Source organism: Vibrio sp. TRT 17S01 (assembly GCF_050113695.1).
Taxonomy (GTDB): Bacteria; Pseudomonadota; Gammaproteobacteria; order Enterobacterales; family Vibrionaceae; genus Vibrio.
On the sequence record NZ_JBNJOG010000002.1, the window covers coordinates 343491 to 360602 of the forward strand.

Sequence of the window (17112 nt, forward strand, 5' to 3'; positions counted from 1 at the left end):
CTCGAATGAGAGAATTAGTATGCTGCTGGATCAGCAGTCTCGTCTGTCACTTCTAATGTATTAAGTAGGTTAGTTAGCAGGCTTGACGCACCGAAACGGTAGTGACGAGCATCAACCCAGTTGTCACCTAGGATTTCATCAGCCATTGCTAAGTACGCTTGCGCGTCTTCAGCTGTACGTACACCACCTGCTGGTTTGAAACCAACCGTTTCTGCAACGCCCATATCACGAATCACTTCAAGCATCATGCGAGCGTATTCTGGAGTTGCGTTTACTGGCACTTTACCCGTTGAAGTTTTGATGAAGTCTGCACCTGCTTTGATACAGATTTCAGAAGCTTTCTTAATTAGTGCTTCTTCTTTCAGTTCACCTGTTTCGATGATCACTTTAAGAAGGATGTCACCACATGCTTCTTTGCATTGCTTCACTAGCTCAAAGCCAACTTCTTCGTTACCTGCCATTAGAGCACGGTAAGGGAATACTACGTCTACTTCGTCCGCACCATAAGCGACTGCCGCTTTTGTCTCAGCAACTGCGATTTCGATGTCGTCGTTACCGTGTGGGAAGTTAGTTACGGTCGCGATGCGAACGTCTGGTGTACCTTGCTCACGAAGTGTCTTCTTAGCAATAGGAATAAAGCGAGGGTAAATACAGATTGCAGCTGTGTTACCTACTGCTGATTTTGCGTCATGACAAAGTGAGATAACTTTCGCATCAGTGTCATCATCATTCAGCGTAGTTAGGTCCATTAGTTTAAGTGCACGTAGTGCTGCTGCTTTTAAATCGCTCATTTCTATCTCCGATCAATATTCAAAAATTTCACTACTCAGCCCACGGCACTCCACCGTGAGTTTATGGCTAAACAGTCATTAATGAACGGACTTGGTTCCTTGAAGACTCGGTATATACAGCGAATGAAACACCTTTAGCAACATTGCTAAAAGGGTTGCGTATACCAATTGCTATCCTTGTCACCGCACAGTACCAGTTTGGTCTATGGCACAACAATCTGTGATTGCGGTGTCTAACATGTATATCGCCAGTGCTCATCATACTCCTTGTATCAATCAGCGCTAGCTAAAAAACTTCTCAATAATCCATTGATAAGTAATGCCACCTAAGTACACCCCTACAATGCCCATCACACCAGATAACACTGGGGGAGCAGGTATTGGCAACTTAATGGCAGAAAACAGGATTCCGACAACAAACCCAGCTAGGGTTGCGAGGATAACTTCATACATGAGTTCTACCCTACTTTCTATAGACATATACATTATAGATATTTATCGCAAAACTGTAGTTGCTCATAGAGCGCAAACGGTTTGTATCTCAAAAAAGGTTTTGTTCAACGTTTGCTCAATCTTATCGATATCCAAACGCAGTGAATTTATCGCCTAACTCCAATTAGGCTGATGTCTTTCTAAGTATTTTGTTCGCGAACAAAGGCAACAAGAATATGACTCCCAAGGTGTTTCATTTCACTAAATGATTGGGGCGAATATTCGCAGTTAACTTCGTTAGCAAGCAAAAAACGACGAAAGAAAAAATAAAAAAGCCCCGTAGCACACAACGTGTGACTACGGGGCTTTTTAAAACGGCGTCTATATAATCTTTCGCTTAATCAATTAGAAAGATAGGAAGAAGCCAGCGATTGTCGCCGCCATTAGGTTAGATAGCGTACCTGCTGCAACCGCTTTAACACCCATACGTGCGATGTCGTGACGACGGTTTGGAGCTAGACCACCTAGACCACCTAGTAGAATCGCGATAGAAGAAAGGTTTGCGAAACCACATAGAGCGAATGCGATGATTGCTTGAGTCTTCTCAGACATCACTGCACCTGTTGCTGCAACAACTTGAGCGTTCTCGCCAACGTAAGGTACGAAGTTTAGGTAAGCTACGAATTCGTTAACAACTAGTTTCTGACCGATGAATGAACCAGCAACTGTTGCTTCAGCCCATGGAACACCGATTAGGAATGCTAGAGGAGCGAATAGCCAACCTAGAAGTAGTTCTAGAGTTAGATTTTCCATACCGAACCAACCGCCAACGCCACCTAGGATACCGTTGATTAGCGCGATTAGACCGATGAATGCTAGTAGCATTGCACCAACGTTAAGAGCTAGTTGTAGACCAACTGATGCGCCGCCTGCTGCTGCATCGATAACGTTAGCTGGCTTGTCTTCACCACCGTCGATGTCATCGCCTAGACTCTCATCTGGCGTGTCAGTTTCTGGTTTGATGATTTTAGCGAATAGTAGACCACCTGGTGCTGCCATGAATGATGCTGCTACAAGGTACTCTAGAGGTACACCCATAGATGCGTAACCTGCTAGTACACCACCAGCAACAGACGCTAGACCACCACACATTACTGCAAATAGCTCAGATTGAGTCATTTTAGGAACAAACGGACGAACCACTAGCGGAGCTTCTGTTTGACCTACGAAAATGTTAGCTGCTGCAGACATAGACTCGGCACGTGAAGTACCTAGTGCTTTTTGTAGACCGCCACCAAGAATCTTGATAACCCACTGCATCACACCGATGTAGTAAAGTACAGAAATTAGCGCAGAGAAGAAGATTAGCGTTGGTAGTACTTGGAAAGCAAAGATGAAACCGATACCGTCAACTGAGAAGTTAACTAGGCTGCCGAATAGGAAACCAGTACCGTCTTTACCGTAATCGATCACGTTCTGTACACCAGCTGAAAAACCAGCCAGAAGGTCACGACCCCATGGTACGTAAAGAACGAAACCACCGATGATGAATTGGATAGCAAATGCGCCACCCACAGTTCTTAGATTGATAGCTTTGCGGTTATCTGACAGTAGTAATGCAATTCCTAGCAATACTGCCATACCGACTAGGCTCATAAACAGGCTCATAGTTTATGACTTCCTTATATGTTATTTGTTGGCGTGTTACAAAATGGAGCTCAAAAGCGTGGGCAATTATACTCACCCGACCGAGGATAAAGTAATGCCGCCTTCACACTTTCTTATAAGATTCATCAAGCATTCACCCAATAATGTGAATATTGTCACTATTCAGTCGAAATAGCGTGACCAAATGAACAATATATTTCGAAACTATTCACAAATATTGAACGCCAGATTGCTATTTTTCCAAACGTTTCCAGCAATCGTTTGCGTAGAAGTATTCTTTAACAATGCGAGCTCACGCAATATTTTACTCAGGTTTTGGGGATGGTTAGGCTTGCCTTGCTCATTCATAAGTGGCATGTCGGGAGAATCTGTTTCTAACACCAAAGCATCAAGCGGTAACTGCGCTATCGCTAAGCGCGTTTTGTTGGCTCTTGGATAAGTAATCACGCCACCGACACCGATGTAAAAACCAAGCTCAACAAACTGCATTGCTTGCTGGTAGCTCCCGGCAAAACCATGCAACACCCCTCCGTGGGTAAAACGATGTTTCTTCAGCAGTTGAATAAGGCGGTTGTGAGTCTTTCTTGCATGTAAAATCAGAGGAAGTTGAAAAGACTGCGCTAATTCAATTTGACGAACAAAAAGGCGCTCTTGAAGAGCCAAATCCACCTCTATCATGGCATCTAAACCGCACTCACCAACAGCGACACAATGCTCGCTACGATTCGTTAACCGTTGTTCCAATGTAGTGAGGTCTGCAAGACTTTGGCCATCAATAAAGTACGGATGAATCCCTAATGCGTAATAGATAGATGCATGCTGCTTCGCCAGTTTGTCGAGCGTCCCCCAATTGGAAGCTCCGATTGAAGGGATTAACAAACGCACGACGGCTTGCTGCTGTGCAAGGTTTACATGATGAGTAATATCATCTGCAAAGGGGGAGAAATCGAGGTGACAGTGCGTATCAAAAAGGCGCATTTTCATTGCGCCTTGTTGTGTTTGTGACTTTGTTTGGAAGAATCCGGCTCTGAACGATATGGCACGCAGCTTCGCTTATTTTCTGGTGTAAGCCCCATAGACACACACCAAGCATCATACTTTCTCAATAGTTGTTTTAGCCACGTAACCATAACTCTTCGCTTATTGCTCTTCGCGTTTAAAAACCAATTCGGTTGGCGTTGATTCCGCTTCAACAAAGTAATAACCCGCAGTGCTAAATTGAGTTAGATCTGCCACACTCGCGATCTTGTTTTCAATAATATAGCGAGCCATCATGCCTCTCGCTTTCTTAGCGTAAAAGCTGATCACTTTATATTGACCATTTTTACAATCTTTAAAGATAGGCGTGATCACTTGAGCATCCAGAGACTTTGGCTTCACAGCTTTAAAGTATTCGTTAGAAGCAAGATTGATCAAAACATTATCACCTTGCTCTGCGATCGCTTGATTCAGCTTTTCCGTGATCACATTACCCCAAAACTGATAAAGATTACTTCCTTTATCATTAGCGAGCTTGGTCCCCATCTCAAGACGGTACGGCTGCATCAGATCTAACGGCTTTAATAGACCATACAACCCTGAGAGCATACGAAGGTGCGTCTGTGCATAATCAAAGTCATCTTCGGTTAGGCTTTGCGCATCAAGACCCGTGTAGACATCCCCTTTAAACGCTAAAATCGCTTGCCGAGCATTATCAACCGTAAAATTCTCACTCCACTCTTGAAAACGACCGACGTTTAAATCTGCAATCTTATCACTCACCTTCATTAAGCTAGCGACATCTGCTGGGGTCAGTTTGCGGCACACTTCAATCAGCGCCTTAGAATACTCCACTAGCTCAGGCTGTGTGAATTTCTCAGTCGCTAAAGGCGATTCATAATCCAGTGTTTTCGCAGGGGAAACGACGACTAACATGACTTTACTCTATCCATTTATAATCTTATTGCTTATAGGTTATAGGTTATAGGTTACAAAAAAAGCCATGCATTGTCTGCATGGCTTTTTGAATCGTTCTAATAGACATTATCTATAGCTTATATAAAGAAACCACCGTTAGGTACAAAGTCACAACACGCCGTTTCTAATATAACTGTGATATTAGTCCTTCTTATTTTGGTCCCAAATACCGTCTTCTAGCTGAGATTTAAGCTCAGGGAAGTCATTTGAATCAAATGTCGGTACTTTGCCTTCTTTAAGCTGACGGTTATAGTCTTTCGCAAGCTTAATCACGATACCGGATAGCAACAAAATAGCTACCAAGTTAACAATCGCCATCAAGCCCATAGACACATCGGCAAGTGACCAAACAACGGGTAATGAAGCAAGTGCCCCAAACATCACCATACCTAAAACAATAACGCGGAAAATACTTAGGCCCGCTTTATGGTTATGCTCAAGGAAAATCAGGTTGGTTTCCGCGTATGAGTAGTTCGCAATAATAGATGTGAATGCGAAGAAGAAAATGGCAACCGCAACAAAAATACTGCCCCATTCACCAACTTGAGAACTCAATGCATTTTGAGTTAACTGAATACCGGTGACCTCACCATGAGGTACATATTCACCAGACATTAGAATGATCGCTACCGTTGCTGAACAGATAACAATGGTATCCATGAACACGCCAAGCATCTGAACATAACCTTGAGATGCAGGGTGTGGTGGGTAAGGTGTTGCAGAAGCAGCAGCATTTGGCGCAGAACCCATACCGGCTTCGTTAGAAAATAGACCACGTTTAATACCATTGATCATCGCTTGAGCTATCGCATAACCTAAACCACCAGCAGCTGCTTCTTGAAGACCAAAGGCACTCTTAAAGATAAGAGAAACGACCGCTGGAACCTTCTCGATATTCATAAACATAACGAACAAAGCAAGTGCCAAATATGCCAGCGCCATAACTGGAACAACCAACTCAGCAACACGTGCAATTCGCTTGATACCACCGAAGATCACAATAGAAGAAAGCAATACAACCGCAACACCAACATAGATGTCTTCCCAACCAAACGCGGCATGCATCGCATTGGCGATCGAGTTAGCCTGTACTGCGTTAAATACCAAACCAAAAGCAATGATCAAGAAAATAGAGAACAATACACCCATCCAGCGCATGCCCAAGCCTTTTTCCATGTAATAAGCTGGACCACCGCGGTAGTTACCATCATCGTCTTTGGTTTTGTATAGTTGCGCTAGCGTACTTTCGGCAAACGAGGTCGCCATACCAAGCATTGCAATCAACCACATCCAGAAAATTGCGCCCGGTCCACCGGCAGTTAATGCAACCGCCACACCAGCCATGTTACCTGTACCAACACGAGCGGCTAAACTCGTACAAAGTGCTTGAAAGGAAGAGATGCCCGCTTTGTCTGCTTTACGGCTGTTTTTTAACACAGAAAACATGTGACCAAAATGGCGGAACTGAATGAACCCCAACCGAACCGTAAAGTAAATTCCTACACCTACTAAAAGATAAACCAGAATAGACCCCCAAAGCAGGTCATTCATCAAGTTAATTAAGTCTGTCATAAGATCCTCATAGTGAGTTTTCGCTGATCCCCGCTTCCAAGCCATCCATCTGGCTGCTCAACTAAGTGTCAATGAATCTTAGTTATTATTTGTAGTATGCAGCAGCCGAGATATGTAAAACTCGCTTCATGCTTCCCTTTTACGTATCAGCGTATTTTTGACGGGCGGATAATGCAGGTAAGCCATACAAAAATCAATACGCAACAAGTATCGCACAATTGTTATTTTTCACTAGAAAGTCACCTAAAATTAACACAAAAAAATACAAGAAAAGCACAAGCATAGAACAATAAGATAAAAAATTAACAACGCCTAACGTTGACGAATGAACACAAAGTTACCGCCCAGCTATCCGTCACTAACCCCCGAAACTATAAGGCATATTGATTTCTCCCACGGCATAAGAAAAAAGCACAAAAATGTAAACAGTGCATAAAAAATAGCCAAAAGCTTCAACGGTTAATCATGAGAATGAAAGCGCACTGTCATTAACATTAAAAAAAGTAAAATTTAAACGTTTGCGTGAATTCAAACGCTGTTTTATTCACCAAAAATCTACACGAAATTTGTGACCACCTAACAATATTCAGTTAAAAAGTTCATTCAAACGTAACAAATGAGAAACGAATCAAAGTTACGCTCCAAACTCAATGGTATTAAAAAAGCTCCTTCATGGAGTGATAAATACAACAACAAAGAGGTAGCTTATGGATGGCTTAGATTTCGAACAATTCATGGAGATGGACCTTCCAAAATCACGTACACGTAGCAAGCCAGTGAAACGTAAATGGAGAGAGATTGAAGCAATTAAAGATAGGCAGCGTTTGAAACGTGAGCTTATGGATATGGACGTCACCTACGACAACTTAGAAGATATCGATATTTAAAAAAATAGGCACCATACGGTGCCTATTTTTACTTTGAATAGTGTTAGATACACTCGCTATCAGTTTGTCTCACTCTCTGAGCGAGCTGTTTGTATTGCTCTGCGATGGTATCCCCAAAGACTGGATCATCTTCAACAACTAACCACAGTTGCTCAACTGTCTGCCAATCTTGTGTCGAAAACTGTTTGCTGATCAAAGGCAAAACGGAGTGCTCTTCCATTTCAAGATGGCTTTTCTGCGCCTTTAAAAAATCCTCCAGTTGCTCCATAAAGATATTTTGTGGAACGACTGCGTCTTGAAGAATCATCTCTATCACAGCAAGAAAAGCATGGCTCTTTTCAGACAAGCGGATATGCTCTTCTTCCAAGTTTACGATGTCTTGCTGATCACCATAATGTTTAAGGTAATACTGGTACAGAATATCTTCTTTTGGATGGTGCACTTTTTCAGAATGGTCTGTTAAGTAATCAACGATCTCTTTTACTAAGCTGTAGTTGATTTCTTTTTCCTGTTTCAATAGCGACAGTTTTTCCCTGAGGATCGCCAGTAAACGCACCATATAACCATGCTCACGTCTGATTCTCTCAATCATCATAGCGTCTCTCCTTAACACTTACTTCTAGTAAGTGTATATAGATGTGCGCCAGTTTGCTTTGAGACTGTTCGAAAAATGAGCAAGTTATCCTGTAATCGAATTCTTACATAATGTTCTGCGGGAGATGCCACGTAATCGGTGTTTTCCCTTGCTGACTCAATAGCTGGTTTGCCGCAGAGAAATGTTTACAACCAAAAAATCCGCGATGAGCAGATAATGGTGAAGGATGCGGCGCAGCTAATACATGATGTTTGTTGCGATCAATAAAGCGGCCTTTCTTTTGCGCATGCGAACCCCAAAGCAAAAATACCACACCGCTTTGATGCTGATTAATAGACTCAATAACGCGATCAGTAAAGGTTTCCCATCCCGTCTTAGAATGTGAATGTGCTTTTCCTTGCTCCACTGTTAGCACGGTATTGAGCAGCAACACTCCTTGTTCAGCCCAACTCTGAAGGTAGCCATGATTGGGAATTTGAAATCCCTCAATATCTTGAGCGAGCTCTTTGTACATATTGACCAATGAAGGTGGCGTTTTCACTCCCGGCAATACTGAAAAGCAAAGGCCATGAGCTTGATTTGGCCCGTGGTAAGGATCTTGCCCTAAGATCACCACTTTCACATCTTGAAACTCTGTCGCACGGAACGCATTAAATACATCAGCTGCTGGCGGATAAACCACCTTGCCTGATTGCCTTTCTGACTCCACAAATTGAAGGGTTTCTTGAAAGTATGCTTGCTGTTTTTCCTGACCGATTACATCTTGCCACGTCTGAGCCTGAGTCATATTGAATATCCTGCGAGTGAATTCTAGAGATCATTTTCTCAGAATTCACCCGAGGAACAAGTTGAATTTAATGTTGTTTCTGAGGAATGCGATAATGCCCCTGCCCCGATATATGACGATTGGGAACTGGGAAACGAGCCGGTCTAACGGCAGCAAAGTGAGTAGCAAATGGCATAGCAACCTCCTTAATCGTGATTTAGTTATGCTATGTTCACCACCACTCATGAAAGATTGATGCCAATTATATGAATTACCTGTTTAAGCTTTTGATTGTATATCAAAATCCTTAAGCGCTTGAATTTCATCACTCCAAAGATCGGGATTAATTGTTTCAAGAATCAAAGGGATACCGTTAAAACGCTGATCTTTTGCTATATACTCAAAACAACCCCAACCAATTTCCCCATGCCCTAATGAATGATGCCTATCAACGCGGGCGGCAAATTCTGTTTTTGAATCATTAAGATGCATCGCTCTTAAATAGTGCATCCCCACAACACGGTCGAACTCGGCAAATGTAGCATCACATGCTGCAGGACCACGCAAGTCATAACCAGCGGCAAAGGTGTGGCATGTATCAAGGCAAACACCAACCCGTTCTTTGTTCTCAACTTGAGCAATGATTTCCGCGATATGCTCGAAACGCCACCCTAAGTTACTCCCCTGCCCCGCGGTATTTTCAATAACGGCCACAACGTTTGGCACCGCTTGGTGCGCCAAATTAATTGACTCAGCAATTTTGGCTAAACATTCTTGCTCTGATATTTTTTTTAAATGGCTACCTGGATGGAAGTTCAGCAATGTTAAGCCTAGCTGCTCACACCTTGTCATTTCATCAATAAAGGCCAATCTTGATTTATCGAGCTTCTCTTGCTCTGGCGCTCCTAAATTTATTAAGTAAGAGTCATGCGGCAGGATCTGTTCACTGAGATATCCCAGTCGCTTGCAGTTTTCTTTAAATGCACGAATCGTATTCACTTCTAACGGTTTTGCAGCCCATTGCCTTTGATTTTTAGTAAACAAAGCAAATGCCGTGGCTCCAATTTCAGCAGCTCTAAGTGGCGCTTGATCAACCCCACCAGCAGCCGACACATGAGCACCGATAAATTTCTTATTTTTGCACTTTCTTTCAATTGTCATTTAATCACTTTTTACTTTCAGAAATGCCACGCTAGCATGGGATATCGCTCATATCAGCTCAAAAAACAAACTTCAAATGTAGTAAAATTACAACATTTTAAGCATTTAACTAAATTTTATAGTTTAAAATATATTGTAATCACTATGTTTTTAAAGCTTTTATTGATTTAACTCAATGTTTTTACCATGAGAAATTTAAGGTTTTTAGTTGTTTTTTGACTTAAATCAATATTAAAATAGTGGTTATCCGCTATATAATACGTAGCTCAACAAAATTCGAAAATTAACACCAATAACACCACGTTTGTGGACTAGGAGATAGTGATGATCCAAGGTATTCAAATTACTAAAGCAGCAAATGATGAACTTCTAAACTCTATCTGGCTACTAGATAGCGAGAAAGATGAAGCACGTTGTGTTGCTGCATCAGCAGGCTATGACGCTGACCAAGTAGTTTCAATCAACGAACTAGGTGAATACGAAAGCCGTGAAGTTTCAATCGAAACAGCACCACGCATCGAAGGTGGTCAACACCTAAACGTTAACGTTCTAAAACGTGAAACACTTGAAGATGCTGTAGCTCACCCAGAGAACTACCCACAGCTAACTATTCGTGTTTCTGGTTATGCAGTACGTTTTAACTCACTAACTCCAGAGCAGCAACGTGACGTTATCGCTCGTACTTTTACTGAATCACTATAATATTTAGTCAATTCAATTTTAAAACGGCGCTCATTGAGCGCCGTTTTTTTATACATATTACATATCAATTGCACAAATAATCCACACCAATCACATCTTGGCCTATTTTTACTTCATATATAAAGTTTTTTATTTACTTAATCAATTAAGAGATTAAGTTAATAAACAAATAACTTTACTAAATACATCAATCAGAAATCATCCATATTACTTTCATGCAGTAGTTTAGGAGGAATAATGAAAACATACGTGGAGCACGCCAATATTACGGTCAGTAACCTTGAACAGACCATCCATTTTTTACAAACCGCTCTTCCCGACTTTAGCGTGCGATATCAAGGGATGAATACAAAACGTTGGTGCCATATCGGTACTGAGCAGCACTACCTTGCTCTTCAGGAAGCTGAACCAAAATCGCAACCTCACGTGACACGTACACCCTATTTTGATCTAGGCATCAATCATATAGGACTTGTTGTGTCAGACATTCAATCGGTCTCAAAAAGACTGCTCGCGGCGGGCTTTCGCGACAACCACAACATGGAGATAGAGCCTCATCGAACTCGCTTTTATGCTTTTGATGATAACGGTATTGAATGGGAATTTATCGAGTATCAAAGTGATGTTCCAGCCCAACGCAATCTATACGAGGAGCAGGTATGAAAAAGAAAATAGCGATTGTCTTTTTTTCCCAGCAAGGGACTGTACGGCTGTTAGCACACAGCATCGCAGAAGGCATTCACTCTCAAGGCGTTGAAATCGAATTACTTGAAGTGTTAGGACAAGATATTAACGCAGGCCGCTATCAAAATGACGAGCTGTTAAACGCAATCGAACACTGCGATGCCGTCATTTTCGGTAGTCCTACCTACATGGGTGCACCAGCGAGTCAATTTAAAGCCTTTATGGATGCAAGCAGTGATAAATACGCAGTCAAAGCGTGGCGCAACAAGTTAGCCTCCGGTTTTACTGCAGGTGGCAGTATTAATGGTGACCAACAACAAACCTTGGCCAGTTTTATTACACTCGCATGTCAACACGGGATGCTTTGGGCAGGAATGGATACCTCTGAGCATACGGACGATCTCGGGCTCAACCGCACTGGCGCAAGCTTAGGGTTAGTCGCCAGCCCCGACAAGAATAGTCAAGTTCATCCAGTTGATCTGGACACGGCCTTTTATCACGGTCAACGAGTCGCTAATTTAATCAACCAAGGAGACACTCTATGAATCAATTTATTTTCCAAATGATCCGCGGCTTAATTGCTTTGAGTTACCGTAAGGCATTACGCCATTGCGAGTCTTCAACCCACTCGCTTTACCATATGTCGAAGCAACTTCCACCCCACCTCAAGGTTGATGTTGGGCACTCAGATTTTGGCCAACAAGAATTAGTATGCAAATCCAATGCTCGGAGCATAATGAGAAAACAATTAAAATCATTACGTCAAACACAGAATATTGCTTCATGCTCTTTTTGCCTCAGCCAATCTGTCAGTAAACAATGAGCCATGACATCCAGCTTAATTATGAGTTAAAGTTAACAAATGATTCCCGATTTTCATCATTATTATGTTACTAGAAGGCATTGAAACATTATTGGTATTAAGTAAAGCTAAAACCATGAGTCGTACTGGTAGCTTACTCTATATCAGCCAATCCGCCGTAAGTAAACGGATAGCAAATCTAGAGAAGAAAATCGGGAAGAAACTGATTGTCCCACATGGCCGACATATCAAACTTACGCAGGATGCAGAAAATTTAATTGCTAATATTGCCCCGACCTTCAATGAGCTCAGAGGGCAAATCTATGAACAGCAAGCTGCCTGTGAAAATACCGTCATTAAATTAGACTGCTCAGAAACATTGGTTGCAGGCTATCTCGCTCCTGCACTCGGCAACTGTTTTAAGCTGGATCAACACATTAGCCTGACAACCAATCACACACCTAGAATTATTGAACATGTGCAGTCAGGAAAAGCCACCATTGGCGTATGTGCGGGTTACTTGCCACCTCATCATGGCTTGATGACATTTCACCTTATTGATGAACCATTTTATGTGGTTAGCGCATCCCCATTAACCACCTTACCTGATCACATCATTACGAACGACTTACAAAATCCTTCTAATACTTACCAACTGAGTGTTCTTAATCAACTTGGCATCTCGCCAATTATGGAGATGGACTCTTATACCGCAGCAGCCCAATTAGCACTAGCTGACGTTGCTCCTGCGCTAGTTCCACTTTCAGTGATCAAAACTCTCAACATTCAGCGGCATTTATATCAAGATTTCAGGCAACTCAAGCCTCTCTATCGGCCTATTAACATTTGCTTGCGCGCAAACTCTTATCGAAATGAGAGGGTTAAAGCACTGATAGAAACCATTGCTGATGCTGTTCCCAAAGTAGCTTTAACGCCATTAGCATCGACATAGTGATCACAAGTGGTCGAATCCATTGTTGCCCTTTGCTTATCACAACCTTTGCGCCGAGCCTCGCCCCTAAAAAACCTCCGATAGCCATTACTAATCCAATTTCCCATATAGGTAACCCCGCGAAAATAAAAAACATCAGCGCTGCGATATTGGAGGTAAAATTCAGCACCTTAGTGCGTGCTGTAGCGTCGACAAGAGATAAGTGGCCAAGAGCGACAAAACAAACGGTAAAGATCGAACCAGTTCCAGGACCAAAAAAGCCATCATAAAAACCAACGCCACCACCGACACAAAAAGCAAACATGGCTTCTGAGATTTTGGCCTTACCAGATTGCTCTCGAGTTTTTGGCATCAATAAAAAGTAGAGTGAGATCGCCACCAATAACAGTGGAATAAGACTAGTTAATACACCTGCATTAATATACTGCACCACCTCAGCGCCAATAGCAGAACCGACAAAAGTGCAAACAATTGCTAAGCGCATTTCCTTGATATTAACAATGCCATTGCGCACGAAATACCAACTGGCTGAAAAACTACCAAATGAGCTTTGCAGTTTATTGGTCGCTAGTGCTTGTGTCGGCGGTACTCCTACGGCAAGCAGCGCAGGTAAAGTCAAAAGACCACCACCACCCGCCATTGCATCAATAAAACCTGCGGCTGTCGCTACCAAAAATAAAAGGGTAAGAATTTCAAAAGAGAGTTCCATTTTTTAACCAATCAACAACCCAGTAGAAATAACAAACTATCATTGCCTAAGACGCAGCAGTTAGCGAAAGCTTCGATTACAACCTATTCCTAATTTTCATCAATAAAAATCAGCATAAAAAAGCCCGCTCAAATGAGCGGGCAATGAGGTTGTCATATAGGCTCTCTTGCGAGCCTATTGATTTTTATTAAGCTTCGTTCTCTGCAACCTTCGCGTGCAGCTCTTGCACTGAAGTCACTGAAGCACAAGCATCAGCAGTGTGAGACATACAGGTTGCAAACGCTGCGTTTAGCGTTGTTGTGTAGTTCACTTTCTCTGCTAGTGCGCCGCGACGTAGAACTTTAGAGTCTTCAATCGCCTGGCGACCTGCTGCCGTATTCACGATGTAGGTGTACTCATTGTTCTTGATACGGTCAAGAATGTGTGGACGGCCTTCGTGTACTTTGTTTACTAGACGTGGGTTGATACCCGCTTCACCTAGGATAACTGCGGTACCGTGCGTTGCGTCTAGCTGGTAACCAAGCTTCGTTAGCTTAGATGCTAGGTCAACAACGCGCTGCTTATCACCTTCACGAACAGAGAGTAGTGCACGGCCACCTTCAGGGTAGACTTTGCCACAACCAAGTTCTGCTTTCGCGTATGCTTCAGCAAACGTTGAACCCACACCCATCACCTCACCAGTGGAGCGCATTTCTGGGCCTAACAGTGGGTCAACACCTGGGAATTTGTTGAACGGTAGTACAACTTCTTTCACTGAGTAGTAAGGTGGAATGATCTCTTTAGTAAAGCCTTGCGACTCTAGAGATTGCCCAGCCATGACACGTGCAGCGATTTTCGCTAGAGGCGCACCCGTTGCTTTCGATACGAATGGAACCGTACGTGCAGCACGTGGGTTAACTTCGATTAGATAAACCTTATCGTTTTTAACCGCGAACTGAGTGTTCATTAGGCCACGTACACCAAGCTCAAATGCTAGCTTCTCAACTTGCTCACGCATGACATCTTGGATCTCTTGGCTTAGTGTATAAGCAGGCAGTGAACATGCTGAGTCACCTGAGTGAACACCCGCCTGCTCAATATGTTCCATAATACCACCAATAACCACGCGCTCACCGTCACAGATAGCATCGATATCTACTTCTACCGCATCATCAAGGAAGCTATCTAGAAGCACTGGCGACTCGTTCGATACGCTCACTGCTTCATTAAAGTAGCGACGAAGATCTTGCTCGTCGTATACGATTTCCATCGCACGGCCACCCAATACGTAAGAAGGACGTACTACAAGTGGGAAGCCGATTTCACGTGATTTCTCAACAGCTTGCTCAAGTGTCGTAACTGTTGCATTTTCTGGCTGTAGTAGACCTAGACGGTCAACAGCAACTTGAAAACGCTCACGGTCTTCTGCACGGTCGATAGCATCAGGGCTAGTACCGATAATTGGCACACCGGCTGCTTCTAGAGCGCGAGCCAGTTTCAATGGCGTTTGACCACCGTACTGAACGATAACGCCTTTTGGCTTCTCAACACGAACAATAGAAAGAACATCTTCTAGAGTAACTGGCTCGAAGTACAGACGGTCTGAAGTGTCGTAGTCGGTAGAAACGGTCTCAGGGTTACAGTTAACCATGATAGTTTCGTAACCATCTTCACGTAACGCTAATGAAGCGTGTACACAGCAGTAGTCAAACTCAATACCTTGACCTATACGGTTAGGACCACCGCCTAGAACCATGATTTTATCTTTATCTGTAGGCTGTGCTTCACACTCGTCATCGTAAGATGAGTACATATAAGCAGTGTCAGAAGAGAACTCAGCCGCACATGTATCAACACGCTTGTAAACTGGGTGGATATCGTACTGGTCACGCAGACGACGAATCTCATTTTCAGAGACACCCAATAACGTAGACAGACGCGCATCAGAGAAGCCTTTACGCTTCATCTTGCGTAAAACATCTTCCGTTAAGCCTGCAAAACCGCCAGCTTTGACTTGGTTTTCTAGGTTAACCAGCTCTTCGATTTGAACAAGGAACCAACGGTCAATTGCCGTTAGATTAAATACACCGTCTACTGACATACCAGCACGGAATGCATCTGCGATGTACCAAATACGCTCTGCCCCCGCTTCTTTTAGCTCATGACGAATCTTTGTCAGTGCGTCTGGTGCGTCTAGGTCAACCATTTCGTCAAAACCATTCACGCCAACTTCTAGACCGCGAAGTGCTTTTTGTAGTGACTCTTGTTGGTTACGACCAATCGCCATTACCTCACCCACTGACTTCATCTGAGTAGTCAGACGGTCGTTCGCACCAGCAAATTTCTCGAAGTTAAAGCGAGGAATCTTAGTGACTACGTAATCGATCGTAGGTTCAAATGAAGCTGGAGTTGCGCCGCCAGTGATGTCGTTTTGTAGCTCGTCTAGCGTGAAGCCTACTGCCAGTTTCGCTGCAATCTTCGCAATAGGAAACCCCGTTGCTTTAGATGCTAGAGCAGAAGAACGAGATACACGCGGGTTCATCTCGATGATAACCATACGGCCATCTTTCGGGTTGATACCAAACTGTACGTTTGAGCCACCCGTTTCAACACCGATTTCACGCAGTACCGCTAGCGATGCGTTACGCATTAGCTGGTATTCTTTATCTGTCAGAGTCTGAGCTGGAGCTACTGTGATTGAGTCACCGGTGTGGATGCCCATCGGGTCGAAGTTTTCGATAGAACATACGATGATACAGTTGTCCGCTTTGTCACGAACCACTTCCATTTCGTACTCTTTCCAACCAATCAATGACTCATCGATTAGAAGCTCATTAGTTGGCGACAGATCGAGACCGCGACGACAGATCTCTTCGAACTCTTCTTTGTTGTATGCGATACCACCGCCAGTACCACCCATTGTGAAAGATGGACGGATAATACATGGGAAGCCAACCATATCGAGTACTTTGTAAGCTTCTTCCATTGTTTTGGCAGTATCAGCACGTGGACACTCTAGGCCGATAGACTTCATTGCCTTATCGAAACGAGAACGGTCTTCAGCTTTATCGATAGCGTCAGCAGTTGCACCGATCATTTCCACGCCGAACTCTTCTAGTACGCCGTATTTCTCTAGATCTAGAGCACAGTTAAGCGCTGTCTGACCACCCATCGTTGGTAGAACTGCATCTGGACGCTCTTTTTCGATGATCTTACGAACAACTTCCCACTGAATTGGTTCAATGTAAGTTGCATCCGCCATGTCTGGGTCAGTCATGATTGTCGCAGGGTTTGAGTTTACTAGGATAACTCGGTAACCCTCTTCACGCAGTGCTTTACACGCTTGTGCGCCAGAGTAGTCAAACTCACATGCTTGACCGATAACAATCGGACCAGCACCAAGAATAAGAATACTTTGAATGTCAGTACGTTTTGGCATTATCTACTACTCCGAAA

General features: G+C 43.3%; 17 protein-coding genes. 5 read left to right on the forward strand and 12 right to left on the reverse strand.

The features are described from left to right. Positions 1–14: 14 nt before the first annotated feature. The 7 genes from deoC to ACQEXS_RS04830 form a co-directional block, all read right to left on the reverse strand. The gene (deoC, locus tag ACQEXS_RS04800) at positions 15–791 is read right to left on the reverse strand and encodes a deoxyribose-phosphate aldolase (RefSeq protein WP_053440112.1); all 777 of its coding nucleotides are present in this window, start codon (positions 789–791) and stop codon (positions 15–17) included. A gap of 282 nt (positions 792–1073) precedes the next feature. Further along, positions 1074–1244, reverse strand: a complete 171-nt coding sequence (locus ACQEXS_RS04805) for a XapX domain-containing protein (RefSeq protein WP_427013011.1) — start codon at positions 1242–1244, stop codon at positions 1074–1076. A gap of 384 nt (positions 1245–1628) precedes the next feature. Continuing rightward, positions 1629–2891 (reverse strand): NupC/NupG family nucleoside CNT transporter, encoded by a 1263-nt coding sequence (locus tag ACQEXS_RS04810; RefSeq protein WP_427009916.1) that lies wholly within the window; start codon positions 2889–2891, stop codon positions 1629–1631. Between the two features lie 204 nt (positions 2892–3095). Next, positions 3096–3869, reverse strand: coding sequence for a TatD family hydrolase (locus ACQEXS_RS04815; RefSeq protein WP_427013012.1), 774 nt, complete (start codon positions 3867–3869; stop codon positions 3096–3098). Between the two features lie 2 nt (positions 3870–3871). Continuing rightward, entirely contained in the window at positions 3872–4021 is a 150-nt protein-coding gene (locus ACQEXS_RS04820) for a DUF5363 family protein (RefSeq protein ID WP_367987202.1), read from the reverse strand. Between the two features lie 10 nt (positions 4022–4031). Next, the gene (gene yaaA, locus ACQEXS_RS04825; protein ID WP_427013013.1) at positions 4032–4805 is read right to left on the reverse strand and encodes a peroxide stress protein YaaA; all 774 of its coding nucleotides are present in this window, start codon (positions 4803–4805) and stop codon (positions 4032–4034) included. Positions 4806–4988: 183 nt separating this feature from the next. Then, positions 4989–6419, reverse strand: a complete 1431-nt coding sequence (locus ACQEXS_RS04830) for an alanine/glycine:cation symporter family protein (protein ID WP_367987204.1) — start codon at positions 6417–6419, stop codon at positions 4989–4991. A gap of 707 nt (positions 6420–7126) precedes the next feature. Here ACQEXS_RS04830 and ACQEXS_RS04835 point away from each other — a divergent pair. Then, positions 7127–7306, forward strand: coding sequence for a DUF3545 family protein (locus ACQEXS_RS04835; RefSeq protein WP_367987205.1), 180 nt, complete (start codon positions 7127–7129; stop codon positions 7304–7306). A 43-nt stretch (positions 7307–7349) separates the two neighbouring features. Here the strand turns inward: ACQEXS_RS04835 and ACQEXS_RS04840 are convergent, their stop codons facing one another. The 3 genes from ACQEXS_RS04840 to nfo form a co-directional block, all read right to left on the reverse strand. Further along, positions 7350–7901 carry a hemerythrin domain-containing protein gene (locus ACQEXS_RS04840; RefSeq protein WP_367987206.1) on the reverse strand — a complete coding sequence of 184 codons (552 nt, stop codon included), beginning with the start codon at positions 7899–7901 and terminating at the stop codon, positions 7350–7352. 103 nt (positions 7902–8004) lie between these two features. Continuing rightward, positions 8005–8688 carry a uracil-DNA glycosylase gene (gene ung / locus ACQEXS_RS04845; protein WP_367987207.1) on the reverse strand — a complete coding sequence of 228 codons (684 nt, stop codon included), beginning with the start codon at positions 8686–8688 and terminating at the stop codon, positions 8005–8007. Between the two features lie 258 nt (positions 8689–8946). After that, entirely contained in the window at positions 8947–9828 is an 882-nt protein-coding gene (gene nfo, locus ACQEXS_RS04850; RefSeq protein ID WP_427013014.1) for a deoxyribonuclease IV, read from the reverse strand. A 324-nt stretch (positions 9829–10152) separates the two neighbouring features. Here nfo and grcA point away from each other — a divergent pair, with 324 nt between their 5' ends. The 4 genes from grcA to ACQEXS_RS04870 all read left to right on the forward strand — a co-directional run bounded on the left by grcA (position 10153) and on the right by ACQEXS_RS04870 (position 12968). Next, positions 10153–10530: an autonomous glycyl radical cofactor GrcA gene (gene grcA, locus ACQEXS_RS04855; RefSeq protein ID WP_367987209.1), complete on the forward strand. Its 378-nt coding sequence runs from the start codon at positions 10153–10155 to the stop codon at positions 10528–10530. A gap of 237 nt (positions 10531–10767) precedes the next feature. Continuing rightward, positions 10768–11193 carry a VOC family protein gene (locus ACQEXS_RS04860; RefSeq protein WP_427013015.1) on the forward strand — a complete coding sequence of 142 codons (426 nt, stop codon included), beginning with the start codon at positions 10768–10770 and terminating at the stop codon, positions 11191–11193. Next, positions 11190–11759, forward strand: a complete 570-nt coding sequence (locus ACQEXS_RS04865) for a flavodoxin family protein (protein WP_427013016.1) — start codon at positions 11190–11192, stop codon at positions 11757–11759. The genes ACQEXS_RS04860 and ACQEXS_RS04865 overlap by 4 nt, the downstream gene beginning before the upstream one ends. Positions 11760–12101: 342 nt before the next feature. Next, positions 12102–12968 (forward strand): LysR family transcriptional regulator, encoded by an 867-nt coding sequence (locus ACQEXS_RS04870; protein ID WP_427013017.1) that lies wholly within the window; start codon positions 12102–12104, stop codon positions 12966–12968. On the opposite strand, the gene ACQEXS_RS04875 is transcribed toward ACQEXS_RS04870, so the two are convergent. Next, the gene (locus ACQEXS_RS04875) at positions 12898–13677 is read right to left on the reverse strand and encodes a TSUP family transporter (protein ID WP_427013018.1); all 780 of its coding nucleotides are present in this window, start codon (positions 13675–13677) and stop codon (positions 12898–12900) included. The two genes, ACQEXS_RS04870 and ACQEXS_RS04875, sit on opposite strands and share 71 nt — an antisense overlap. A gap of 187 nt (positions 13678–13864) precedes the next feature. Then, a complete protein-coding gene (carB, locus tag ACQEXS_RS04880) occupies positions 13865–17095 on the reverse strand; it encodes a carbamoyl-phosphate synthase large subunit (protein WP_367987215.1) in 3231 nt (1076 codons plus the stop codon). Positions 17096–17112 lie beyond the last annotated feature (17 nt).